This is a genomic window from Alcanivorax sp. 24 (assembly GCF_004360225.1).
GTDB lineage: Bacteria > Pseudomonadota > Gammaproteobacteria > Pseudomonadales > Alcanivoracaceae > Alloalcanivorax > Alloalcanivorax xiamenensis.
The window spans coordinates 94,538-119,087 of sequence record NZ_SNUA01000014.1 but is presented as its reverse complement, the minus strand read 5'-3'; the positions used below and the strand labels follow the sequence as shown (position 1 = coordinate 119,087).

20 protein-coding genes and 5 tRNA genes are annotated in these 24,550 nt (G+C 59.0%); 23 read left to right on the top strand and 2 right to left on the bottom strand.

Annotated elements, in window-relative coordinates; translation table 11 throughout:
- Together tnpB and E0L37_RS17270 are read right to left on the bottom strand one after the other, a co-directional pair.
- On the bottom strand, positions 1–166 hold a 166-nt coding region (gene tnpB / locus E0L37_RS21940), incomplete at its 3' end, for an IS66 family insertion sequence element accessory protein TnpB (protein ID WP_166643089.1).
- On the bottom strand, positions 163–546 hold the full coding sequence (locus tag E0L37_RS17270; RefSeq protein WP_133492915.1) for a transposase: 384 nt from the start codon (positions 544–546) through the stop codon (positions 163–165). The genes tnpB and E0L37_RS17270, both read right to left, overlap by 4 nt.
- 518 nt (positions 547–1,064) lie before the next feature.
- Between E0L37_RS17270 and E0L37_RS17265 the strand changes: the two genes are divergently transcribed.
- From E0L37_RS17265 to rpsJ, 23 genes are all read left to right on the top strand, one after another.
- A complete protein-coding gene (locus tag E0L37_RS17265; RefSeq protein ID WP_133492914.1) occupies positions 1,065–2,753 on the top strand; it encodes an AMP-binding protein in 1,689 nt (562 codons plus the stop codon).
- A gap of 6 nt (positions 2,754–2,759) precedes the next feature.
- A complete protein-coding gene (locus E0L37_RS17260) occupies positions 2,760–3,728 on the top strand; it encodes a biotin--[acetyl-CoA-carboxylase] ligase (protein ID WP_133492913.1) in 969 nt (322 codons plus the stop codon).
- On the top strand, positions 3,725–4,459 hold the full coding sequence (locus tag E0L37_RS17255) for a type III pantothenate kinase (RefSeq protein ID WP_133492912.1): 735 nt from the start codon (positions 3,725–3,727) through the stop codon (positions 4,457–4,459). The genes E0L37_RS17260 and E0L37_RS17255 overlap by 4 nt, the downstream gene beginning before the upstream one ends.
- Before the next feature lie 14 nt (positions 4,460–4,473).
- A complete protein-coding gene (locus E0L37_RS17250; RefSeq protein WP_133492911.1) occupies positions 4,474–5,169 on the top strand; it encodes an SPOR domain-containing protein in 696 nt (231 codons plus the stop codon).
- 102 nt (positions 5,170–5,271) lie between these two features.
- Positions 5,272–5,347, top strand: a tRNA-Thr gene (locus E0L37_RS17245).
- Between the two features lie 87 nt (positions 5,348–5,434).
- Positions 5,435–5,518: transfer RNA gene (locus E0L37_RS17240), tRNA-Tyr, on the top strand.
- A gap of 203 nt (positions 5,519–5,721) precedes the next feature.
- Positions 5,722–5,795 (top strand) — tRNA-Gly (locus E0L37_RS17235).
- Positions 5,796–5,844: 49 nt separating this feature from the next.
- Positions 5,845–5,920: transfer RNA gene (locus E0L37_RS17230), tRNA-Thr, on the top strand.
- A 149-nt stretch (positions 5,921–6,069) separates the two neighbouring features.
- Positions 6,070–7,263 (top strand): elongation factor Tu, encoded by a 1,194-nt coding sequence (gene tuf / locus E0L37_RS17225; RefSeq protein ID WP_133492904.1) that lies wholly within the window; start codon positions 6,070–6,072, stop codon positions 7,261–7,263.
- 58 nt (positions 7,264–7,321) lie between these two features.
- Positions 7,322–7,397: transfer RNA gene (locus E0L37_RS17220), tRNA-Trp, on the top strand.
- A 42-nt stretch (positions 7,398–7,439) separates the two neighbouring features.
- Entirely contained in the window at positions 7,440–7,814 is a 375-nt protein-coding gene (secE, locus tag E0L37_RS17215) for a preprotein translocase subunit SecE (RefSeq protein ID WP_133492910.1), read from the top strand.
- A 9-nt stretch (positions 7,815–7,823) separates the two neighbouring features.
- Positions 7,824–8,366 (top strand): transcription termination/antitermination protein NusG, encoded by a 543-nt coding sequence (gene nusG, locus E0L37_RS17210; protein WP_022996210.1) that lies wholly within the window; start codon positions 7,824–7,826, stop codon positions 8,364–8,366.
- An 89-nt stretch (positions 8,367–8,455) separates the two neighbouring features.
- Positions 8,456–8,884 (top strand): 50S ribosomal protein L11, encoded by a 429-nt coding sequence (gene rplK, locus E0L37_RS17205; protein ID WP_014996123.1) that lies wholly within the window; start codon positions 8,456–8,458, stop codon positions 8,882–8,884.
- A 3-nt stretch (positions 8,885–8,887) separates the two neighbouring features.
- Positions 8,888–9,583: a 50S ribosomal protein L1 gene (gene rplA / locus E0L37_RS17200; protein ID WP_133492909.1), complete on the top strand. Its 696-nt coding sequence runs from the start codon at positions 8,888–8,890 to the stop codon at positions 9,581–9,583.
- A 296-nt stretch (positions 9,584–9,879) separates the two neighbouring features.
- On the top strand, positions 9,880–10,413 hold the full coding sequence (gene rplJ / locus E0L37_RS17195; RefSeq protein WP_014996121.1) for a 50S ribosomal protein L10: 534 nt from the start codon (positions 9,880–9,882) through the stop codon (positions 10,411–10,413).
- Between the two features lie 69 nt (positions 10,414–10,482).
- Positions 10,483–10,863, top strand: a complete 381-nt coding sequence (gene rplL / locus E0L37_RS17190) for a 50S ribosomal protein L7/L12 (protein ID WP_022996212.1) — start codon at positions 10,483–10,485, stop codon at positions 10,861–10,863.
- A 149-nt stretch (positions 10,864–11,012) separates the two neighbouring features.
- A complete protein-coding gene (rpoB, locus tag E0L37_RS17185) occupies positions 11,013–15,155 on the top strand; it encodes a DNA-directed RNA polymerase subunit beta (RefSeq protein WP_133492908.1) in 4,143 nt (1,380 codons plus the stop codon).
- Between the two features lie 100 nt (positions 15,156–15,255).
- Positions 15,256–19,458: a DNA-directed RNA polymerase subunit beta' gene (gene rpoC / locus E0L37_RS17180; protein ID WP_133492907.1), complete on the top strand. Its 4,203-nt coding sequence runs from the start codon at positions 15,256–15,258 to the stop codon at positions 19,456–19,458.
- Between the two features lie 176 nt (positions 19,459–19,634).
- Complete coding sequence (gene rpsL, locus E0L37_RS17175; protein WP_014996117.1) at positions 19,635–20,009, top strand: 30S ribosomal protein S12; 375 nt, start codon at positions 19,635–19,637, stop codon at positions 20,007–20,009.
- 116 nt (positions 20,010–20,125) lie between these two features.
- Complete coding sequence (gene rpsG, locus E0L37_RS17170) at positions 20,126–20,596, top strand: 30S ribosomal protein S7 (protein WP_133492906.1); 471 nt, start codon at positions 20,126–20,128, stop codon at positions 20,594–20,596.
- Between the two features lie 78 nt (positions 20,597–20,674).
- The gene (gene fusA, locus E0L37_RS17165; RefSeq protein WP_133492905.1) at positions 20,675–22,774 is read left to right on the top strand and encodes an elongation factor G; all 2,100 of its coding nucleotides are present in this window, start codon (positions 20,675–20,677) and stop codon (positions 22,772–22,774) included.
- Positions 22,775–22,805: 31 nt separating this feature from the next.
- Complete coding sequence (tuf, locus tag E0L37_RS17160; protein ID WP_133492904.1) at positions 22,806–23,999, top strand: elongation factor Tu; 1,194 nt, start codon at positions 22,806–22,808, stop codon at positions 23,997–23,999.
- Positions 24,000–24,203: 204 nt separating this feature from the next.
- Positions 24,204–24,515 carry a 30S ribosomal protein S10 gene (gene rpsJ / locus E0L37_RS17155; protein WP_022995848.1) on the top strand — a complete coding sequence of 104 codons (312 nt, stop codon included), beginning with the start codon at positions 24,204–24,206 and terminating at the stop codon, positions 24,513–24,515.
- Positions 24,516–24,550: the final 35 nt, after the last annotated feature.

Genomic DNA, 24,550 nt, shown 5'->3' with positions numbered 1-24,550 from the left:
CGTGGATCAGCACCTTCATGCGGTTGCCCCGGCGGTTGGCGAACAAGTAAGCCTGGTGCGGCTTCGCCGCACCGAACACCTGGATCACCCGGGCCAGGGCCTTGTCCGGCCCGGCGCGCATGTCCAGCGGTTCGGTGGCCAGCCAGATCTCGTCGATGCGGATCATCGCAACAACTCGCGCAACAGCGCCAGGCACTGGTGGGCCTGCTCGGCCGGCCACTCCACGATGACCGGTCCGCCGGGCCGGGGCACTTCAATGCGGATGCGGTGACCCGACTCCTTGGCGCGAGACCGTTCAGCCGGGCTCGACGCCACCGGTACCGCCAAGGGCATGAACGCGGGTGACGTTGTTGTCTGGCCGGTTTGCTCGGCTTCACGGATCCAGCGGCGGAGCAGATTGGCGTTGAGTTGGTTATCCAAAGCGATGCGGGAAACGGAAACGCCCGGTTCCAAACAGGCGGCCACGACCTGGGCCTTGAACTCACGGGAGAAGTGACGGCGACGTCGCGGTTGAGGTTGGGGCTGAGATACGCTTAACGGGTCCATCGATAGTGTCCACTAAGAAATAAGTGGACACTATCTTGAAGGCCGCAACCGTCGACTCAAGATGGGGTCGCCGGACGCTTACATAAAACCGCCTATGCACCGAAGGTGCCAGGCGGAGGCGCCGTAGGCATCGCGAAGCGATCACGAGCACGGCTCGTGACCTAAGTAGGTCATCGTCATACCCAGAGGGCACAAGGGCTCTTAAATACAAAACGCCCTGTCAGGTTACCTGACAGGGCGTTTTGCCGTGCGCTCTTCCGCTTTATCCCTCCCGGAATATGGCCCCATATGCCCGATCACGGTGCACTTTGCACGAACGTCCTTTTTTTGCCGCCAAACCTCTTTATCCCCGCCTGTTGTATCTCTATGCTCAATAATCGTACACAGTTCTAGCGGGGTCATGGCCATTGCTGGCCGGCCGGGGTTCCGTCGTACACGCTCTTCCGCCGACTTTGCATTCCCGAGGCGAAGCGGCATTTGAGGGCCTTCCTTCTAGGTTTGGGAAACAGGTGAATACAATGACGAATCAGAATAACGTAACCATGAAAACACCGATTCAGGCACTTCAGGACCGATACCAGCAACAGCCCGGCGACGTCGCCATGGTGCAACCTCTGGGGAGAGACCGGGTGCGCCGATACACCTGGAAAGAGGTCTCCGATGAAGCTCTCCGCATGGCGTCCTATCTGCGTGCCCAGGGGATTCAATCCGGTGACCGGGTGGCCCTGGTTTCCAAGAATTGCGCGGAATGGATTCTGGCGGACCTGGCGATCTGGATCGCGGGTGCGGTCAGCGTGCCGCTGTATCCGACCCTGGTGGCGGACTCAGTAAGGCAAATCCTTGAGCATAGCGGATCCCGCCTGCTGTTCGTGGGCAAGCTGGATGACTGGGACATTATGAAGGATGGTGTGCCGGAGGGGATTCAGCAGGTTGCTTTCTCCCTGGCACCAGAAGATGTGCTTCAGTCCTGCCCGGTATGGACTGACATTGTGGCCCAGAATGAGCCGCTGGCCGAGGTGGCGCAACCGGGCCCGGATGACCTCGCCACGATCATTTATACCTCGGGGACCACGGGAACGCCGAAGGGCGTGATGCATCAATACCGTAGTCTCTCCGCCGTTGGTGATAAAGTGATCCGGGTTTATAACCTGGAGCCTTCCGACCGGATGATCTCCTATCTGCCACTCTCTCACGTGGCGGAACGGGCGGCGGTGGAAACCGCCTTGCTGTATGTCGGCAACACCGTGTACTTCGCGGAGTCCCTGGATACCTTCGGTGAAGACATCAAACGCGCCAAGCCGACGCTTTTCTTCGCCGTGCCGCGTATCTGGTCCAAGTTCTATCAGAAGGCCTCGGAGGCGGTGCCGCCGAAGAAGCTCAACACCCTCCTGAAGATTCCGCTGCTGAACAAAGTGATCAAGAAGAAGGTACTGGGAGCCATGGGGCTGGACGAGTGCCGGGTCGCCCTCTCGGGCGCGGCGCCGTTGTCCACCGAGATCATTTCCTGGTTCAACACCCTGGGTCTGGAGATTCTCGAGGTTTATGGGATGACCGAGAACTTCGGCTGGTCGCATACCACGGTGCAGGGGGATCAGCAGATTGGATGGGTCGGCACCCCCAATGATGGGGTAGAATGCCGCATCGGCGAAGGTGGTGAGGTGCTGGTTCGTAGCGTCGGCAACATGAGCGGTTATTACAAGCAGCCGGATCTGACCGCCGAGGTGTTGTCCGACGATGGTTGGCTGAAGACCGGTGATGTGGGTGAGATCGACGAAGGCGGCCGGTTGCGGATTACCGGGCGGATCAAGGAGATCTTCAAAACCGAGAAAGGGAAGTACGTGGCGCCGGCACCGATCGAAAACCGCCTCGCCAGCCAGCCCGGTGTTGAGCTGGTGTGCGTGATCGGGGCGAACATGTCGCAGCCCATCGCGTTGTTGAACTTGACGCCGGAAGAACAAGGGAAACTGAGCAAAGGCGCTGAGAAAGAGCATTTTACCCAGCAATTGAATGAACTGCTGACCCGGGTAAACAATCAGCTCGACCCCCACGAGCGGCTTGCCGCCCTGGTGGTGTGCAAGGAGCCCTGGGGAGTGGAAAATGGTCTGGTGACCCCCACTCTGAAGCTCAAACGCAATGAAATCGAAAAGCACTACGCGGCGGTCTTGCCGGAATGGGCGGCTTCCCGTGGTGTTGTCTGGGAGCATTGATAGTAGATGGAATACAGTACGGATCTGCCCCTCGTTCAGGCTCTGGCCGACGGGCGTTTCCATTCCGGGGCGGATCTCGGCGAGGTGCTTGGCATTTCCCGAGCCGCCATCTGGAAACGGATACAACGCCTGGCGGAGCTGGGGCTGGACGTGGAGTCGGTTCGTGGTAAGGGCTATCGGCTGGCCCGGCCCCTGGATTTGTTGGATGAAAGCCGGCTGAGCCAGGGTCTGGCTGGCCGGGCCGGGCTGATTTTCAGCCCGGTGACCGGGTCCACCAACGCTGACGCTCTTGCCTTGGCCGCTGAGGGGCGGGAAGGCCCGCTGGTGGTCACCACGGAATTTCAAAGTGCCGGCCGTGGCCGGCGCGGGCGTCACTGGCGGTCTCCTTTCGCCACCAATATATACCTTTCTGTTCTGTACCGGTTGCCAGGAGGCTTTGCCTCCCTCGGCGGGCTCAGTCTGGCCGCGGGAGTCGTGGTCAGCCAGGTTCTGGCGCAGGCATGTCCTGGATTGCCATTGGGTTTGAAGTGGCCAAATGATCTGCTGGTGGAGGGGCGCAAGCTCGGCGGAGTGTTGATTGAGCTTGCCGGCGAAATAGAAACGCAGGTCCAGGTGGTGGTTGGTGTGGGTATTAATGTGGCCATGCTGGACGCGCAGGCGGAGAGTATCGACCAGCCCTGGACCAGCCTGGTGCAGTATGGAGACTTGAGAATGTCCCGTACTGAACTGGTGGAGTCCCTGTCCGGGGCGCTGTTGAGTATGCTGGACACCTTTGTTGCCCAGGGATTCGCGGCTTTCGCGCCGGCCTACCAGGAACTGGATCTGGTGCGGGACAAGGCGGTCACGGTGATGACCGCTGGCAAGTCGCGGACAGGGGTCGCCCGGGGTGTCGCCGAAGATGGGGCTCTGTGCGTGGAGATCGAGGGTGAGCGCCATCATTTGCATGGCGGCGAAGTCAGTTTGAGATTGCAATGAAGTTGTTTATCGATGTGGGCAACACCGCCCTGAAGTGGCGTCGCCGCAATGGTGATGATATTGAGCAAGGCGGAGGGACTCATCGCCGGGACTGGGAAGCTGCTCTGAGTGACCCTCTGGCTTCGTCCCGGCCCTTTGAATCCATCTGGGTTGCCTCGGTGGCGGGGGCGGAGGCGGATGCCAGGATTGGTGGGTTGATCCGGGAGGTCACCGGACGGACGGCGCAATTCTATTATTCCGTTCGGGATGATTTCGGTGTTCACAACTGCTATCCCGAGGCCCGGCGTTTGGGAGTGGACCGCTGGGTGGCTCTGATCGAATGCTATCAGCGTCATGGGGCCGGGATCGTAGTGGACTGCGGCAGTGCCCTGACCATCGATGCGGTGGATGGGGACGGTGCGTTTCTTGGTGGTTACATCGTGCCGGGGCTGGGTATGCTTCGTACCGCCTTGCTGCGCGACACCGCGGATGTGCATGTCGGCCCGGGGCAGGCGGGGCTTGGGTTGGGGCAATCCACCGGTGAGTGCGTTCATAATGGGCTGTTGCGCATGTCTGTGGCCTTTGTCACGGATGTGGTGGTTGAACTGCGTGAACGGCTTTCCGATACTTGCCCGGTACTGGTAACGGGTGGGGATGCCCGGGAACTGAGCGCTTCCTTTCCATTTGATTTCGACCTGCAGCCGGATCTGGTTCTGGACGGGCTGGAACGGGTGGCCGCTCAACAAAAATAACCTGGGGGCGCGCTGTGCGTTGGGTATTCTATACGCTGTTGGTGGCCAATCTGGTTTATCTGGGCTGGCACCTGACTGTCGATCGACTGGAAAGTCCCTCTTCGGCTTCAAGGTCGCCGTCGACCGCGGCGCTGCCGACCGCGGCGCTGCCGACCGCCGCGGACTCTCTGGTTTTGCTCAGTGAGCAGCCTCAACCCGACAAGATGACCGGGGTGGACCCGGTGTCCGCCCAGGCCGCTTTGTGCACCGTTGTCGGCCCCTGGTCCGACAGCGATGAGGCCCGCCGGGCGAGGATACAGCTGAGGGCGGCGGGGTTGGCGGGATGGGTCGAGCCTGTCCGGGTGGAAAAGGATCGCTTGAACTGGGTCTACCTGCCGCCTTTTGAGTCCCGCCAGCGCGCGCTGGAGGCACTCAATGAATTGCAGGCTCTGGGCGTGGACAGCTTTATCGTCAAGGAAGGTGAGTATGCCAATGCCATTTCGCTGGGATATTTCTCCAATGTGGAGTCGGCGGAAGGGTTGCGCACAAAAATGCGTAACGCCGGATACCCCGTTTTTGCCCGCGAAACCGCCCGGGAAGTGACGGAGTATTGGATTTATCTGCCCCCTGCTGAAGAAGGTGGCGCCGCGCTGGCTGATTTCCTGGTGGGAAACCCCAAGGTGGGGCGCGACAAGAGTCAGTGTCCTGGGACGGCCCAGTGGAAGGGCTGACTGGCTGGTCAGAATGTTCTTGCCCCGGGGTGGCCAGAAGCGATTGCAGACCCATCGGGGTTTATATAGAATGCGCAGCCTTTGAAGCAAGGCTCGCTTCATGCTGGCGTAGCTCAGTTGGTAGAGCAGCTGATTTGTAATCAGCCGGTCGGGGGTTCGACTCCTCTCGCCAGCTCCACCTTTCAGGCATGCGACAGCAGCTTGAAAGCCCCTGAAAAGATGTTGACAAGGGGCTGAGCCGTAAAGAGAATGTAGGCCCTTTTCTGGAGGGGTTCCCGAGTGGCCAAAGGGATCAGACTGTAAATCTGACGCGAAAGCTTCGGAGGTTCGAATCCTCCCCCCTCCACCAGATAATGAGAGTGATCAGGCGTGGAAAGGCTTGATGGCTCGTGAAGGTTCCTTCGGCGCTTGGCCGGGGGAGGGTTCGGACCGACAAGAGGTTCGACATGTCCGCTCTGCGGACTGAACAGCACTTGTGCTGGCCCGAAGGGCGGAGTGATCCTCCCCCTCCACCAGATATTGTCAGCAAGCTGGCAGGCAGACAGAAGGTTTGCGGGCATAGTTCAGTGGTAGAACCTCAGCCTTCCAAGCTGATGATGCGGGTTCGATTCCCGCTGCCCGCTCCAGGCTGCGGAAGTTCGCGGACCAGGAAGAGGTTTGCGAAGTATAGGTTACGCTCATGTAGCTCAGTAGGTAGAGCACACCCTTGGTAAGGGTGAGGTCACCGGTTCAAATCCGGTCATGAGCTCCAGAATCCGGGCCCGGGTACCACCTGGGTCCGGCTTTATGTGTCTTGGTGGTGCCAAGATGGTCCGCGAAAGGCGCGGTCCGACAGGGTTTTATCTGGGCAGAGGCGCCGTTCAGACGGAAATGCACAGCCAAGTTGAGAGGTAGAGAGTCGTGGCAAAGGAAAAGTTTGAACGTAATAAACCGCACGTAAACGTAGGCACGATTGGCCACGTTGACCATGGTAAGACGACGCTGACGGCCGCTTTGACGCGGGTGTGCTTCGAGGTGTGGGGCTCTGGTTCGGCGAGTGCCTTCGATCAGATCGATAACGCCCCGGAAGAGCGTGAGCGTGGTATTACGATTGCGACCTCCCACGTGGAGTACGACTCTCCGACCCGTCACTACGCGCACGTTGACTGCCCGGGTCACGCCGACTACGTGAAAAACATGATCACCGGTGCGGCGCAGATGGATGGCGCGATCCTGGTGGTGTCCGCCGCTGACGGCCCGATGCCGCAAACCCGGGAGCACATTCTGCTGTCCCGCCAGGTAGGCGTGCCGTACATCGTCGTGTTCCTGAACAAAGCGGACATGGTGGACGACGAAGAGCTGCTGGAACTGGTTGAAATGGAAGTGCGTGAGCTGCTGAGCGACTACGACTTCCCGGGCGACGACACCCCGATCATCAAGGGTTCCGCGCTGAAGGCGCTGGAAGGCGATACCAGCGAAATTGGTATGCCGGCGGTACAGAAGCTGGTGGAAACGCTGGACGAGTACATTCCGGAGCCGGAGCGTGCCGTTGACCTGCCGTTCCTGATGCCGATCGAAGACGTGTTCTCCATCTCCGGTCGCGGTACCGTGGTAACCGGTCGTGTGGAGCGTGGCATCATCAAGGTGGGTGAAGAGATCGAGATTGTGGGTATCAAGGATACCACCAAGACCACCTGTACCGGTGTTGAGATGTTCCGCAAGCTGCTGGACGAAGGCCGCGCGGGCGAGAACGTGGGTGTGCTGCTGCGTGGCACCAAGCGTGACGAAGTGGAGCGTGGTCAGGTTCTGGCGAAGCCGGGCTCAATCACCCCGCACACCAAGTTCGTTGCCGAGGTGTACGTGCTGAGCAAGGACGAAGGTGGTCGTCACACTCCGTTCTTCAACGGCTATCGTCCGCAGTTCTACTTCCGTACCACCGACGTTACCGGTGCCTGTACGCTGCCGGAAGGCACCGAAATGGTAATGCCGGGCGACAACGTGCAGATGGACGTTGAGCTGATCGCGCCGATCGCCATGGAAGACGGCCTGCGCTTCGCGATCCGCGAAGGTGGTCGTACCGTTGGCGCCGGCGTGGTGGCCAAGATCGTAGAGTAAGACAATGCGAGGCCGGAGCTTCGGCTCCGGCCTGTTTTGTTTTTGAAAAGCAAGTTACAGGCCAGTAGTTCAATTGGTAGAGCACCGGTCTCCAAAACCGGCTGTTGGGGGTTCGAGTCCCTCCTGGCCTGCCAATTTTCCCAGAGCTGCCGTCAGGCGGCGGGGTGCATCGGCAGATGAACGAGAAAGTTGAAGGGCAATCTGGGTCCTCCGCTCTAGAGGTCATCAAGTGGCTCGTCGTTGCCGCTCTGGTGGCCGCTGCTGTTTTTGGAAACAGCTATTTCTCCGACGTGTCTCCTCTGTATCGGGCCCTTGGCGTAGTGGTGGTTGGCCTGGTCGCGGCCTTTGTGGCTTTGCAGACCGAGCAGGGCAAGTCCTTCAATCAACTGCGTAAGGACTCCATGGTGGAGCTGCGCAAGGTGGTGTGGCCCACCCGTCAGGAAACGCTGCAAACCACGCTGATCGTTCTGGTCTTCGTGGTGATCGTGGCGTTGCTGTTGTTCGTGCTCGACTGGGCGCTCAACGGCCTGATCTCGACGCTCATCGGCTAAGGGGTACACATGGCTAAGCGCTGGTACGTGGTACACGCCTATTCCGGCTTTGAAAAGCACGTTAAACGAGCTCTGGAAGAGCGCATCAAGTTGCGCTCCATGGAAGAGTTGTTTGGCGAGATTCTCGTGCCCACCGAAGAGGTGGTCGAGATTCGTGGCGGCCAGAAACGTAAGTCCGAGCGGAAATTTTTCCCAGGCTATGTGTTGGTGCAAATGGAGATGTGCGACGACTCCTGGCACCTGGTGAAGGAAACGCCGAAGGTGATGGGCTTCATCGGTGAAGACCCGAAGAACCCGGGGCGTGTTTCACCGATCACCCAGAAAGAGGCGGATGCCATTCTGCGCCGCATGGATGACGCTGTTGAAAAGCCGAAGCCAAAGACGCTGTTCGAGCCCGGCGAAGTGGTGCGGGTCATCGATGGGCCGTTCGCCGACTTCAATGGCGTGGTCGAGGAAGTCAACTACGAGAAAAGCCGGCTGCATGTGGCCGTGCTTATTTTCGGTCGCTCTACTCCGGTGGAGCTGGAATTCGGTCAGGTCGAAAAAACCTGACGCCCGTCCCGGCGATCTTCGCCGGGTTGTCGACAACCTGAGGGGAGCCTGTTTGATGCGGGCGTTCGCACCCAAGGAGTCTCAATACCATGGCTAAGAAAGTACAAGCCTACATCAAGCTGCAGGTGGCAGCGGGTCAGGCTAACCCTTCACCGCCTGTTGGTCCCGCGCTGGGCCAGCATGGTGTGAACATCATGGAGTTCTGTAAGGCATTCAATGCCCAGACTCAGCAGCTGGATGCCGGTGCGCCGGTTCCGGTGGTGATTACGGTTTATAACGACCGTTCCTTCACCTTCACCATGAAGACCCCGCCGGCCGCGTACCTGCTGAAGAAAGCAGCGGGCATCAAGAGCGGTTCCGGTGAGCCCAACACCAAGAAGGTGGGCAAGGTGAATCGTGCGCAACTGGAAGAGATCGCCAAGGCGAAAGAACCGGATCTGACGGCTGCCGATCTGGATGCCGCCGTGCGCACCATCGCGGGCTCAGCCCGTTCCATGGGCCTGGACGTGGAGGACTAATCAATGGCCAAGTTGTCCAAACGCGCCCGCGCCATCCGCGAAAAAATCGAACCGGGCAAGGCGTACCCGGTTGAAGAAGCAGTGGCTCTGCTGACTGAGCTGTCTGCGGTGAAATTCAAAGAGTCCATCGACGTGGCGGTGAACCTGGGTGTTGACCCGCGTAAATCCGACCAGAACGTTCGTGGCGCTTCTGTTCTGCCTCACGGTACGGGCAAAACCGTTCGTGTGGCGGTGTTCGCTCAAGGCGCCAAAGCCGAAGAAGCGAAAGAAGCCGGTGCCGACGTGGTGGGCTTCGACGACCTGGCCGAACAGGTTCAGGGCGGCGAAATCAACTTCGATGTGGTGATTGCTTCTCCCGACGCCATGCGCGTGGTTGGCAAGCTGGGTACCATCCTTGGTCCCCGCGGCCTGATGCCGAACCCGAAAGTGGGTACCGTGACCCCGGATGTGGCCCAGGCGGTGAAAAACGCCAAGGGCGGCCAGGTTCGTTACCGTACCGATAAGGGCGGCATTATCCACTGCACCGTTGGTCAGATTGGCTTTGACGCCAATGCCATCAAGGAAAACGTGGAAGCGCTGATCGCCGACCTGAAGAAAGCGAAACCGGCTTCCGCCAAGGGCGCGTACTTCAAGAAAGTAACGCTGTCCAGCACCATGGGTCCGGGCTTGGCGATCGATACCGCTTCCCTGGCCATGTAAGGTATTCGGGCCGTGCCGAGTGATCGGCGCGGCTCACGTTCTTTGATCCCGGCGGCATGTCGTCGGGGCGTCAAAGACCGCAGGTCCGTCTCGTGAGACGCAGTCTGGCTTTATGAGCTCAGGTCTCAGGGAAGGTTAAGGGGTGACCGCCTGCGTAGGCGCGGTAGTTACAAATCCTGTGTCAAAGCAGGGGCTGGCTTCCGCGATAACGACCGGGTAACCGGTCATGGCAACCGCCGGATCCTCGGTTATGCAGTCTGGGAATCCGGTTTGTTTGTGAATCCAGGAGGTAAATTGTGCCTTTGAATCTGGAGGACAAACGGGCGATTGTGGCTTCGGTGAACGCTGTTGCTTCCGAAGCTCTGTCTGCTGTGGTTGCCGACTATCGTGGTCTTTCCGTGGCTCAGATGACCGAGCTGCGCAAGAAGGCCCGCGAAACCGGCGTGTATCTGAAAGTGGTTCGGAACACGCTGGCCAAGCGCGCTGTTGAAGGTACCGAGTACGAGTGCCTCAACGATTCGCTGGTCGGCCCCACTGTCCTGGCGTTTTCCCAAGAAGATCCGGGCGCTGCTGCTCGGCTCATCAAGGATTTCGCCAAGGATCATGACAAGCTCGAAGTGAAAGCACTGGCTGTCGGCGGTGTGGCGTATGGTGCTCAGGATATCGATGTCCTGGCCAAGCTGCCTACTCGCGACGAAGCCCTTGCTCAGCTTTTGTCCGTCATGCAGGCCCCGGTGGCCAAGTTTGTCCGCACCCTCAACGAGGTGCCCGGCAAGTTTGTTCGCACGATGGCAGCCGTGAAGGACAAGAAACAGCAGGAAGCTGCCTGACATTAAGTCTGGTGGCGTAACTACCCGATCCAATCATGATCGCCCGTACGGTGATTTAGGAGATTGAAAATGGCCGTTTCCAAAGAAGATATCCTCAGCGCAGTTGCTGAAATGAGCGTTATGGACCTCGTTGAACTGATCGAGGCCATGGAAGAGAAGTTCGGTGTAACCGCAGCTGCAGCAGTGGCAGCCGCTCCGGCAGCCGCCGGTGGTGACGCTGGTGGCGCCGCTGAAGAGCAGACCGAGTTCGACGTGGTTCTGACCGGTTTCGGCGACAAGAAAGTCGGCGTGATCAAGGCAGTTCGCGAAGTAACTGGTCTGGGTCTGAAAGAAGCGAAAGACATGGTCGAGGGCGCTCCTGCTCCGGTCAAGGAAGGCGTTTCCAAAGACGAAGCCGAAGAGATCAAGAAAAAGATCGAAGAGGCTGGCGGTACCGTCGAGCTCAAGTAAGCGCGGTAACGCGATGTCTTTCCGCGACATCGAGGAAAGACGCCGGCTGGCAGCTTAAGGGCTGCCAGCCTTTTGTCGTTTCTGTACGAACGGTTTCGTGCAGAGATATCACCCAGGGGTGATAGGTGGTCAACAGCCGAGGAACGCAGATGGCATACTCATTCACTGAGAAAAAGCGGATCCGCAAAGATTTCGGCAAGCTTCCAAAGGTCATGGAGGTCCCGTACCTGCTGGCCATACAGCTCGATTCTTACCGCAAATTCCTACAGCAGGATAAAGGCGCCGAGGCGCGCTTGGATGAAGGCCTGGAAGCTGCCTTCCGGTCCGTTTTCCCGATTTCCAGTTACTCGGGCAACGCGGCCTTGGAGTATGCCGGCTATGAGTTCGGCAAACCGGTCTTTGATGTCAAGGAATGCATCATTCGTGGCACAACCTACGCCGCGCCGCTGCGCGTGCGCATCCGGTTGGTGATCTACGACAAAGAATCCAATGGTGCGATCAAGGACATCCGTGAGCAGCAGGTCTACATGGGCGAGATCCCATTGATGACCGAGAACGGTACCTTCGTGATTAACGGTACCGAGCGGGTCATCGTGTCCCAGCTACACCGCTCTCCGGGTGTGTTCTTTGACCACGACAAGGGTAAGACCCACTCTTCCGGCAAGCTGCTGTATTCCGCCCGGGTGATTCCCTACCGTGGTTCCTGGCTGGACTTCGAATTCGATCCGAAGGATCTGGTCTATGTGCGTATCGATCGCCGCCGCAAGCTGCCGGCGACCATTCTGCTGCGCGCGTTGGGCTATACCTCCGATGAAGTTCTGGAGATGTTCTTCGACACCAACGAGATTCTGGGCGAAGACGATGTCTATCGTATGCGTCTCGTGCCCGAACGTCTCCGTGGCGAGACCGCCACCTTCGACATCCTCGCCGGTGACGAAGTGGTGGTGGAACGTGGCCGCCGGGTAACCGCCCGCCACATTCGCCAGTTGGAAAAAGCCAATATCGAGTACCTGGAAATTCCGGCGGAATACCTCCAGGGCCGTTATCTGGCCAAGTCGATCATCGATGAGGACACTGGTGAGATTCTGGTCGAGTGTAATACCGAACTGACCGCCGATGTCCTGGAAAAACTGAACAAGGCGGGCGTGACCCGTTTCGAAACCCTGTATACCAATGATCTGGACCATGGTCCGTTCATTGCCGATACCCTGCGCGCCGATCCCACTCGCAGCCCGCTTGAGGCCCTGGTGGAAATCTATCGGATGATGCGCCCGGGTGAGCCGCCGACCAAGGAAGCGGCGGAAAATCTGTTCAAGAACCTGTTCTTCACCGACGAGCGTTACGACCTTTCCGGTGTCGGCCGGATGAAGTTCAATCGTCGTCTCGGCCGTGAAGTGGAAACCGGTCCGGGCATCCTCTACGACGGCCGCTATTTCAGCGCCCGTACCGACGAGGAGGGCAAGCAGTACCACGAGCAGCTCGGTGACGACGTGTCCGATATCGTCGACGTGCTCAAGACGCTGGTGGATATCCGTAACGGTAACGGAGTGGTGGACGATATCGACCACCTCGGCAACCGCCGTGTGCGGTCCGTGGGCGAAATGGCGGAAAACCAGTTCCGCGTTGGTCTGGTGCGTGTTGAGCGGGCGGTGAAAGAACGTCTGAGCCTGGCGGAGTCCGAAGGGCTGATGCCACAGGACCTGATCAACGCCAAGCCAGTGGCCGCCGCGGTGAAGGAATTCTTCGGTTCCTCCCAGCTGTCCCAGTTCATGGACCAGAACAACCCGCTCTCCGAGGTCACCCACAAGCGTCGGGTGTCCGCGTTGGGTCCGGGCGGTCTGACCCGTGAGCGCGCCGGTTTCGAGGTGCGTGACGTGCACCCGACCCACTACGGTCGCGTATGTCCGATCGAGACCCCTGAAGGTCCGAACATCGGTCTGATCAACTCCCTGGCGAGTTACGCGCGCACCAACGAGTACGGCTTCCTGGAATCGCCTTACCGCAAGGTCATCGACGGCAAGGTCAGCGAGGAAATCGAGTACCTGTCCGCCATTGAGGAAGCTGAGTGCGTGATCGCGCAGGTCGACGCCAAGATGAACGATGACGGCAGCTTCGTGGAAGACTTCGTCACCGTGCGTCACCGCTACGAATTCACCGTCATGGAGCGCGACACCATCACTCATATGGATGTCTCGCCGCGCCAGGTGGTGTCCGTGGCCGCGTCCCTGATTCCGTTCCTGGAGCACGATGACGCCAACCGGGCACTGATGGGTTCCAACATGCAACGCCAGGCGGTGCCGACGCTGCGTGCCGACAAGCCTCTGGTGGGCACCGGCTTCGAACGTCACGTGGCCCGGGATTCCGGGGTTTGCGTGGTGGCCCAGCGTGGTGGCGTGGTCGACAAGGTGGATGCTTCGCGCATCATCGTCAAAGTCAATGACGATGAAGTGGCCGAGGGTGAGGCCGGTGTGGACATCTACAACCTGACCAAATACACCCGTTCCAACCAGAACACCTGCATTAACCAGCGTCCGCTGGTGAAGGTGGGTGACAAAGTGGCGGCACGGGACATCATGGCGGATGGTCCGTCCGTGGACATGGGTGAGTTGGCGCTGGGTCAGAACATGCGCGTCGCCTTCATGCCCTGGAACGGTTACAACTTCGAGGATTCCATCCTCATCTCCGAGCGGGTGGTGAAGGAGGATCGCTTTACCTCCATCCACATCCAGGAGCTGACTTGTATCGCCCGTGATACCAAGTTGGGCGCGGAGGAAATTACCGCGGATATTCCCAACGTGGGTGAAGCCGCGCTGGCGAAGCTGGACGAGTCCGGCATCGTCTACATCGGCGCGGAAGTGGAAGCTGGCGATATTCTGGTTGGTAAGGTGACGCCGAAAGGCGAGACCCAGCTTACCCCGGAAGAGAAGCTGCTGCGTGCCATCTTCGGTGAGAAGGCGTCCGACGTGAAGGACACCTCTCTGCGGGTTTCCTCTGGCGTCAAGGGCACGGTCATCGACGTGCAGGTGTTCACTCGTGATGGTGTTGAGAAAGACGAGCGCGCCAAGCAGATCGAGCAGGAGGCCCTGGAGAAATTCCGTAAGGATCTGAAAGACGAATACCGGATCCTTGAGCAGGACATTCTGGACCGTCTGCGTTCCGTGATGACGGGCAAGAAGGTCAACGGTGGTGCCGGTCTCAAGCGTGGCACCCAGCTGACCGACGAAGTCCTCAATGAGCTGGATGCGGAGAAATGGTTTGAACTGCGTCCGGCGGACGAGGATGTGGCCGAGCAGCTCGAGCGTGCGCACCAGTATCTGGAGCAGCACAAGAAAGAGCAGGACGAGCGCTACAAGGATAAACAGGCCAAGATCTCCGGCGGTGACGATCTGTCCCACGGTGTATTGAAGGTGGTCAAGGTTTACCTGGCTATCAAGCGTCGCATCCAGCCCGGTGACAAAATGGCCGGTCGTCACGGTAACAAAGGTGTGATCTCCGTGATCATGCCCGAGGAAGATATGCCGTATGACGACAATGGCGTTCCGGTGGACGTGGTGTTGAACCCGCTGGGTGTGCCGTCGCGGATGAACGTGGGGCAGATTCTTGAAACCCACCTTGGCTGGGCCGCCAAAGGTCTGGGTGAGCGTATCGGCGAGATGCTGGACGAGCAGAAGAAAGTCGCCGAAGTGCGTGACTTCCTCGATCAGATCTACAACCGCACCGGCGCCGGCGGCAGCCGCGAAAGCCTGGATCAGTTCTCCGATGACGAGATCATCGAGCTGGCCAGCAACCTGCGTGGTGGTGTGCCGATGGCGACCGCGGTATTCGATGGTGCCAAGGAATACGAGATCAAGGCGCTGTTGGAACTGGCCAGGCGGGACCAGTCTGGTCAGATCGAGCTGTGGGATGGCCGTACCGGTGAGAAGTTCGACCGCAAGGTGACCGTCGGCTACATGTACATGCTGAAACTGAACCACTTGGTGGACGACAAGATGCACGCGCGTTCCACCGGTTCCTACAGCCTGGTTACCCAGCAGCCGCTGGGTGGTAAGGCGCAGTTTGGTGGTCAGCGTTTCGGTGAGATGGAAGTGTGGGCGCTGGAGGCTTATGGCGCCGCCTACACGCTGCAGGAAATGCTCACCGTGAAATCCGATGATGTGAACGGGCGCACGCGCATCTACAAGAACATCGTCGACGGAGATCACCGGATGGATCCGGGCATGCCGGAATCCTTCAACGTGCTGTTGAAGGAGATCCGCTCCCTCGGTATCAACATCGAGCTGGAAAACGACTGAGGTCGTGGCGCCGTTTCGCCAGAAGCGGAACGGCGCCGCTGCCTGACCCGGATTTAGTAGGAAAGAATCGCGAGCGAAAGCTCCATACGGAGGACTGGCCTTGAAAGACTTGCTGAATTTGCTCAAAAGTCAGGGACAAGTCACGGAGTTTGACAAGATCCGCATCGGTCTCGCACCGCCGGATCTGATCCGCTCCTGGTCTTTTGGCGAAGTGAAAAAGCCGGAGACCATTAACTACCGCACCTTTAAGCCGGAGCGTGATGGCCTGTTCTGTGCACGCATTTTTGGTCCGATCAAGGATTACGAATGCCTGTGCGGAAAGTACAAGCGTCTCAAGCACCGTGGTGTGATCTGTGAGAAATGTGGCGTTGAAGTCACTCTCTCCAAGGTTCGCCGTGAGCGTATGGGTCATATCGAGCTGGCCAGCCCGGTTGCCCACATCTGGTTCCTGAAGTCACTGCCGTCCCGTATCGGTCTGATGCTGGACATGACCCTGCGCGACATCGAGCGGGTGCTGTACTTCGAATCCTTTGTCGTAACCGAGCCGGGCATGACCACCCTGGAGCGTGGCCAGCTGCTGACCGACGAAGAGTACTTCGATGCGCTGGAACAGTTCGGCGATGAGTTCGAAGCGAAGATGGGCGCCGAAGCGGTGCAACAGCTTCTGCAGGATCTGGATCTGCGTGACGAGATCAACACTCTGCGTGAAGAGATTGACTCCACCAACTCCGACACCAAGCTGAAGAAGCTGTCCAAGCGGCTGAAGCTGATGGAAGCGTTCCAGGCTTCCGGCAATGAGCCGGAATGGATGATCATGACGGTTCTGCCAGTGTTGCCGCCGGATCTGCGTCCGTTGGTACCGCTGGATGGTGGCCGCTTCGCCACTTCCGACCTGAACGATCTGTATCGCCGGGTGATCAACCGGAATAATCGTCTCAAGCGCCTGCTGGACCTGAATGCCCCGGACATCATCGTGCGTAACGAAAAACGCATGCTGCAGGAGTCCGTGGATGCGCTGCTGGACAACGGTCGCCGCGGCCGTGCCATCACGGGCTCCAACAAGCGCCCGCTGAAGTCGCTGGCGGACATGATTAAAGGTAAGCAGGGGCGTTTCCGGCAGAACCTGCTCGGTAAGCGGGTGGACTATTCCGGTCGTTCCGTGATCGTGGTGGGGCCGACCCTGAAACTGCACGAGTGCGGTTTGCCGAAAAAGATGGCGCTGGAGCTGTTCAAGCCATTTATCTTCTCCAAGCTGGAAGGTCGTGGCCTGGCCACCACCATCAAGGCGGCCAAGAAGATGGTCGAGCGCGAGACCGCCGAGGTCTGGGATATCCTGGCTGAGGTGATCCGCGAGCACCCGGTGATGCTGAACCGGGCGCCGACACTGCACCGTCTTGGTATCCAGGCGTTCGAGCCGGTGTTGATTGAAGGTAAAGCCATTCAGCTGCACCCGCTGGTGTGTGCCGCCTTCAACGCCGACTTCGACGGCGACCAGATGGCGGTGCACGTACCGCTGACCCTGGAAGCGCAGCTCGAAGCGCGCGCTTTGATGATGTCCACCAACAACATCCTGTCACCGGCGAATGGTGAGCCGATCATCGGTCCGACCCAGGACGTGGTGTTGGGGTTGTACTACATCAGCCGTGAGAAGGTGAACGTCAAAGGCGAAGGCCGGGTATTCGCCGACACCAAGGAAGTGATGCGTGCCCTGGGCACCAAAGAGGTGGATCTGCACGCTCGCATCAAGGTGCGACTGGAAGACGTGGTCAAGGATCAGGAAGGCAACATTCACCGGGAATGGCGTATCGCCGATACCACCCCGGGTCGTTGTAAGCTGTGGGATATCGTGCCGGAAGGTATCGGCTTCGACATGGTCAACCAGAACATGACCAAGAAAGCGATTTCCAAGCTGTTGAACACCTGCTACCGGATTCTGGGCACCAAGGAAACCTGTATTTTCGCTGACCAGATCATGTATCTGGGCTTCAGGGAAGCGACCCTGTCCGGCTCTTCCATTGGTGTGGAGGACATGGTCATTCCGCAGGCCAAATACGAGCTGATCGGTAAGGCCGAGGAAGAGGTGCGCGAGATCGAGGAGCAATTCGCTTCCGGTCTGGTAACCCGCGGTGAGCGCTACAACAAGGTTGTGGACATCTGGTCCCGTACCAACGACCAGATCGCCAAGGCGATGATGGAGAACCTGAAGACCGAAGTGGTGAAAAACCGCGAAGGCAAGGATGAAGAGCAGGGCTCCTTCAACTCCATCTTCATGATGGCCGATTCCGGGGCGCGGGGTTCCGCCGCCCAGATTCGTCAGCTGGCCGGCATGCGCGGCCTGATGGCCAAGCCGGACGGCTCTATTATCGAAACGCCGATTACCAGTAACTTCCGTGAAGGTCTGAACGTACTGCAGTACTTCATCTCCACTCACGGTGCCCGGAAAGGTCTGGCGGATACCGCATTGAAGACCGCGAACTCCGGTTACCTGACCCGTCGTCTGGTGGACGTGGCCCAGGATCTGGTGATCACCGAGGAAGACTGCGGCACCGAGCAGGGTCTGATCATGACTCCGCTGATCGAGGGTGGCGATGTGGTCGAGCCTCTGCGTGAGCGGGTGCTGGGCCGGGTCGTGGCTCGCGACGTGATGAATCCGCTGAACCAGGACGAAGTCGCCGTGGAAGCCGGCACCCTGCTGGACGAAGTCTGGGTGGACAAGCTGGAATCCATGGGTGTGGACGAAGTGAAGGTGCGCTCTTCCATCACTTGTGCCACCCGCTGGGGTGTATGTTCCGCCTGTTACGGCCGTGACCTGGCTCGTGGCCATCGGGTCAACGTGGGTGAGGCTGTCGGTGTGATCGCGGCTCAGTCCATTGGTGAGCCGGGTACCCAGCTGACCATGCGGACCTTCCACATTGGTGGCGCGGCAAGCCGTGCCTCCGCGGTATCCAGCATTCAGATCAAGCACGGTGGCAAGGTGCGTTTCCATAACGCCAAGCACGTGACTCATAAAGACGGTCTGGTGATCGTTTCCCGCTCAGCTGAGTTGGCGGTGGCCGATGACCTGGGCCGTGAGCGCGAGCGTTACAAGGTGCCCTACGGTGCGCTGGTTACGGTGAATGAAGGTGACGCGGTGGACGGAGGCCAGGTCGTGGCGACTTGGGATCCGCACACCCACCCGATCATCGCCGAAGTGGCGGGTAAGGTGCAGTTCGGGGATATGGAAGAAGGTATCGCCGTTAACTACCAGACCGATGAGTTGACCGGCCTGACCAACATTGAGGTCATGCCGAGCCAGGATCGCCCTTCCGCGGGTAAGGATCTGCGTCCGGTGGTCCGGGTTGTGGATGGTAAAGGTAAGGCGGTGAGCCTGCCGAATACCGATGTCCCGGCCAACTACTTCCTGCCCGGTGGCGCTTTGTGTGGCCTGAAGAACGGGGCCGATATCTCGGTGGGTGACGTTATCGCGCGGATTCCGCAGGAGTCCTCCAAGACCCGGGATATCACCGGTGGTCTGCCGCGGGTGGCGGATCTGTTCGAGGCCCGTAACCCGAAGGAAGCGGCTATCCTGGCGGAAAAAACCGGTACCGTGTCCTTCGGCAAGGAAACCAAGGGTAAGGTACGTTTGGTGATCACTCCGGACGACGGTGGCGACACCTACGAGGAACTGATTCCCAAATGGCGTCAGCTCAACGTGTTCGAAGGTGAGCACGTGGAGAAGGGTGAGGTGGTTTCCGATGGCCCGCTGAACCCGCACGACATTCTGCGTCTCAAGGGAGAGGTGGAACTGGCCCGCTACATCGTCAACGAGGTGCAGGAGGTTTACCGCCTGCAGGGTGTGAAGATCAACGATAAGCATATCGAAACGATCATCCGCCAAATGTTGCGTAAGGTGGAAATCACCGAAGTGGGCGAGTCGACCTTCATCAAGGGCGAGCAAGTGGAATACGCCCGGGTGATGGAAGAGCTGGACCGCCTGAAAGGTGAAGACAAGATGCGTCCTCAGTTCGAACGGATGCTGCTGGGTATCACCAAGGCTTCCCTGGCCACCGAGTCGTTCATCTCCGCGGCCTCCTTCCAGGAGACCACCCGGGTGTTGACCGAAGCAGCGGTAACCGGGAAGGAAGACGATCTCCGCGGTCTCAAGGAGAACGTGGTCGTGGGCCGTCTGATTCCGGCCGGGACTGGCTATGCCTATCACATGGATCGCCGGCGCCAGCGTGCGGATGCCCGCGGCGACGGTCCGACCATGGACGAGGTGGAGGCGGCCCTGTCCGAGGCGCTCAGCTCCTCTGGCCAGGAGTAAAGGGTCAGGAGTAACGGCCCAGGAATTAAGCGCCACCCAGGTCCCCTGGCATCTTGACTTGATGCCGGGGGGTCCCTAGAATCGCTCGCCCCTATTCTGTAGGTAGGAATCGGGTGGCGAAAATCTGACAATCAAGTCAGTTCGTCACAGAACTGTAAGCGTGGAGCAGTAGTTTCATGGCAACTGTAAACCAGCTGGTGCGCAACCCGCGCAAAAGCAAGGTAGAAAAAAGCGACTCGGTCGCCCTGCAGGGCTGCCCGCAGCGTCGCGGCGTTTGCACCCGGGTGTACACCACTACCCCGAAAAAGCCGAACTCCGCGCTGCGTAAAGTGTGCCGGGTGCGCCTGACCAACGGTTATGAAGTTTCTTCCTATATTCCGGGAGAAGGCCATAACCTGCAGGAGCACTCCGTGGTGCTGATCCGTGGCGGTCGTGTAAAAGACCTGCCTGGTGTGCGCTACCACACCGTGCGTGGCACCCTGGATACCGCCGGTGTTCAGGATCGCAAGCAGCGCCGTTCCAAGTACGGTGCCAAGCGGCCGAAGAAGTAAGTCGTAACCCTATTCATACAGCCGGGCGTTGGTCCCGGTGGGATGAGTAAGGCCGGGCCGGGTCCCGGATAACCTGAAGCATTCCCGCCCCGCGGGTAGTAAGAGGAACACATCCGATGCCAAGAAGACGCGTCGTCGCCAAGCGTGAGATCCTGCCGGATCCGAAATTTGGAAGCCAGTTGCTGGCCAAGTTCATGAACCACGTCATGGTGGACGGTAAGAAATCCGTCGCCGAGCGTATCGTCTACGGCGCTCTGGATATCGTGGCTGAGCGTAAGAGTGGCGAATCCCTGGAGCTGTTCGAAAAAGCCCTGGATAACATCCGTCCGGTGGTCGAGGTGAAGAGCCGCCGTGTTGGTGGCGCCACCTATCAGGTGCCGGTGGAGGTTCGCCCCAGCCGCCGTACCGCCCTGGCCATGCGTTGGCTGGTGGACTCCGCTCGTAAGCGGGGTGAGAAGAGCATGGCCCAGCGCCTCGCCGGTGAGGTGATGGACGCCGCGGAAGGCAAAGGCGCGGCGATGAAGAAGCGGGAAGACGTGCACCGTATGGCGGAGGCCAACAAGGCCTTCTCCCACTTCCGCTTCTAAGGCAGAGCGTAGACAGAGTAAACCGGCCTGCGACCAGGCCGGTTTTTGTATTGGATTCAGAGACTCGAGGTTAGCAGCGTGGCACGTAAGACTCCTCTCAACCGCTATCGCAACATCGGTATCTGCGCCCACGTGGACGCGGGTAAAACCACCACCACCGAGCGGATCCTGTTCTATACGGGTGTCAACCACAAGATGGGTGAAACCCACGACGGTGCGTCGACGACTGACTGGATGGAGCAGGAGCAGGAGCGGGGTATTACCATTACCTCGGCCGCGGTGACTGCTTTCTGGCAGGGCATGGATAAGCAGTACGATCAGCATCGCATTAACATTATCGATACTCCCGGGCACGTGGACTTCACCATTGAGGTGGAGCGTTCTTTGCGTGTTCTGGATGGTGCCGTGGTGGTGTTCTGTGGATCTTCGGGTGTGGAGCCTCAGTCCGAGACGGTGTGGCGTCAGGCCAACAAATACAGCGTGCCGCGCATTGTGTTCGTTAACAAAATGGACCGCGCGGGTGCCGATTTTGACCGTGTCTGCGAGCAGATCCGCACCCGCCTGGGCGCCAAGGTTGTTCCGATCCAGTACAACATCGGCACTGAAGACGAGTTCAAAGGTATTGTCGACCTGATCCGGATGAAGGCGATCTTCTGGAATGAAGACGATCTGGGCATGAGCTATGAAGAGCGTGACGTCCCCGAGGAAGTGCTGTCCCGCTGTGAAGAGCTGCGTGAGCAGATGATGGAGGCGGCTGCTGAAGGCTCGGAAGAGCTGATGGAAAAGTACCTCGAGAATGGTGAGTTGGATAACGACGATATCAAGGCGGGGCTGCGCGAGCAGGTTCTGGCCAACGAAATCGTTCTGGCTCTGTGTGGTTCCGCCTTCAAGAACAAGGGCGTTCAAGCCATGCTTGATGCGGTTATCGAGTTTCTGCCCGCTCCGGACGAGGTAAAGGCTATCCAGGGTACGCTGGAAGATGGCGAAACCGTTGAGTCCCGTAAGTCTTCCGATGACGAGCCGTTTTCCGCTCTGGCTTTCAAAATCGCTACTGACCCGTTTGTTGGCTCACTGACCTTCATCCGTGTTTACTCCGGTGTGGTGAACTCCGGTGACAGCGTGATGAACTCCGTGAAGCTGAAGAAGGAGCGGGTTGGTCGTCTGTTGCAGATGCACGCGAACAGCCGTGAGGAAATCAAGGAAGTTCGCGCTGGTGATATCGCCGCTTGCGTGGGTCTGAAGGATGTCACCACCGGTGACACTCTGTGTGATCCGAACAAGGTGATCGTGCTGGAGCGGATGGAGTTCCCGGAGCCGGTGATCTCCGTGGCGGTGGAGCCCAAGTCCAAGGCCGATCAGGAAAAAATGGGGTTGGCGCTAGGTCGTCTGGCTCAGGAGGACCCCTCTTTCCGCGTTAAGACCGACGAGGAGACCGGGCAAACCATCATCTCCGGTATGGGTGAGCTGCACCTGGACATCATCGTTGATCGCATGAAGCGTGAGTTCAAGGTGGAAGCGAACGTGGGCGCGCCGCAGGTGGCCTACCGTGAAACCTTCACCAGGCCCGCCGACGTTGAAGGTAAGTTCGTCAAGCAGTCCGGTGGTCGTGGTCAGTATGGTCACGTCAAGGTTAAGTTTGAGCCGATCGATCGGGATGAAGAGTTCCAGTTCGAAGAGCAAATCCATGGTGGTGTGGTGCCGAAAGAATACTTTGGCGCCATTCAGAAGGGTATCGATGAGCAGCTGCAGGCAGGTGTGCTGGCTGGTTATCCGATCCTTGGTGTGAAGGCCATCCTGTATGATGGTTCCTACCACGAAGTGGACTCCAACGAGAACGCCTTCCGCATGGCGGGTGGTCTGGCGGTGCGTAATGCCGCCAAGGAAGCCGGTGCGATCCTGCTGGAGCCGATCATGAAAGTGGAAGTGGTCACTCCGGAGGATTACATGGGTGACGTGATGGGTGACCTGAACCGTCGTCGTGGTACCGTCCAGGGTATGGATGACACGGTTTCCGGCAAGGTAATCCGCGCCGAGGTGCCGCTGTCCGAGATGTTCGGTTACGCCACCGACGTGCGTTCCATGTCCCAGGGTCGTGCCAGCTACTCCATGGAGTTCCTGAAGTACGCCGAGGCTCCGCGCAACATTGCCGAAGACGTGATCAACGGTAAGAAATCTTAAATTTACGGTGAATTTGTAAAGGTATAGAACCGTGGCAAAGGAAAAGTTTGAACGTAATAAACCGCACGTAAACGTAGGCACGATTGGCCACGTTGACCATGGTAAGACGACGCTGACGGCCGCTTTGACGCGGGTGTGCTTCGAGGTGTGGGGCTCTGGTTCGGCGAGTGCCTTCGATCAGATCGATAACGCCCCGGAAGAGCGTGAGCGTGGTATTACGATTGCGACCTCCCACGTGGAGTACGACTCTCCGACCCGTCACTACGCGCACGTTGACTGCCCGGGTCACGCCGACTACGTGAAAAACATGATCACCGGTGCGGCGCAGATGGATGGCGCGATCCTGGTGGTGTCCGCCGCTGACGGCCCGATGCCGCAAACCCGGGAGCACATTCTGCTGTCCCGCCAGGTAGGCGTGCCGTACATCGTCGTGTTCCTGAACAAAGCGGACATGGTGGACGACGAAGAGCTGCTGGAACTGGTTGAAATGGAAGTGCGTGAGCTGCTGAGCGACTACGACTTCCCGGGCGACGACACCCCGATCATCAAGGGTTCCGCGCTGAAGGCGCTGGAAGGCGATACCAGCGAAATTGGTATGCCGGCGGTACAGAAGCTGGTGGAAACGCTGGACGAGTACATTCCGGAGCCGGAGCGTGCCGTTGACCTGCCGTTCCTGATGCCGATCGAAGACGTGTTCTCCATCTCCGGTCGCGGTACCGTGGTAACCGGTCGTGTGGAGCGTGGCATCATCAAGGTGGGTGAAGAGATCGAGATTGTGGGTATCAAGGATACCACCAAGACCACCTGTACCGGTGTTGAGATGTTCCGCAAGCTGCTGGACGAAGGCCGCGCGGGCGAGAACGTGGGTGTGCTGCTGCGTGGCACCAAGCGTGACGAAGTGGAGCGTGGTCAGGTTCTGGCGAAGCCGGGCTCAATCACCCCGCACACCAAGTTCGTTGCCGAGGTGTACGTGCTGAGCAAGGACGAAGGTGGTCGTCACACTCCGTTCTTCAACGGCTATCGTCCGCAGTTCTACTTCCGTACCACCGACGTTACCGGTGCCTGTACGCTGCCGGAAGGCACCGAAATGGTAATGCCGGGCGACAACGTGCAGATGGACGTTGAGCTGATCGCACCGATCGCCATGGAAGACGGCCTGCGCTTCGCGATCCGCGAAGGTGGTCGTACCGTTGGCGCCGGCGTGGTGGCCAAGATCGTAGAGTAAGATAATTTGAGGTCGGGGCTTGCTCCGGCCTTTTTTTGTCTATATACTCTGCGCCCTCTTTCCAGTGTTAATGCTGGAGAGGGCGCGATCAACCGGGGCATCGTTCCCGGGCTTGTTTTGACACCCACCTCCTTCGGATGAGAAGGATGGGCGGGCTTTTTGCCATCTAAAGTATGGTTCGAAACAGTCTGGAGTTTGTTAGCTATGGCTAACCAGAGAATCCGAATCCGTCTCAAGGCTTTTGATCATCGCCTGATCGATCAGTCCGCCCAGGAGATCGTGGATACGGCAAAACGCACGGGTGCGCAGGTACAGGGTCCGATCCCTCTGCCCACGCGTAAAGAACGGTTTACGGTGTTGGTCTCTCCGCACGTTAACAAAGATGCGCGGGATCAGTACGAGATCCGTACCCACAAGCGGATGGTGGACATCGTGGAGCCCACGGACAAGACCGTGGACGCACTGATGAAGCTGGATCTGGCCGCTGGTGTGGATGTGCAGATCAGCCTGGGATAACTCAGCCTGAGACAACAACGTGCGGCCTGGCCGCA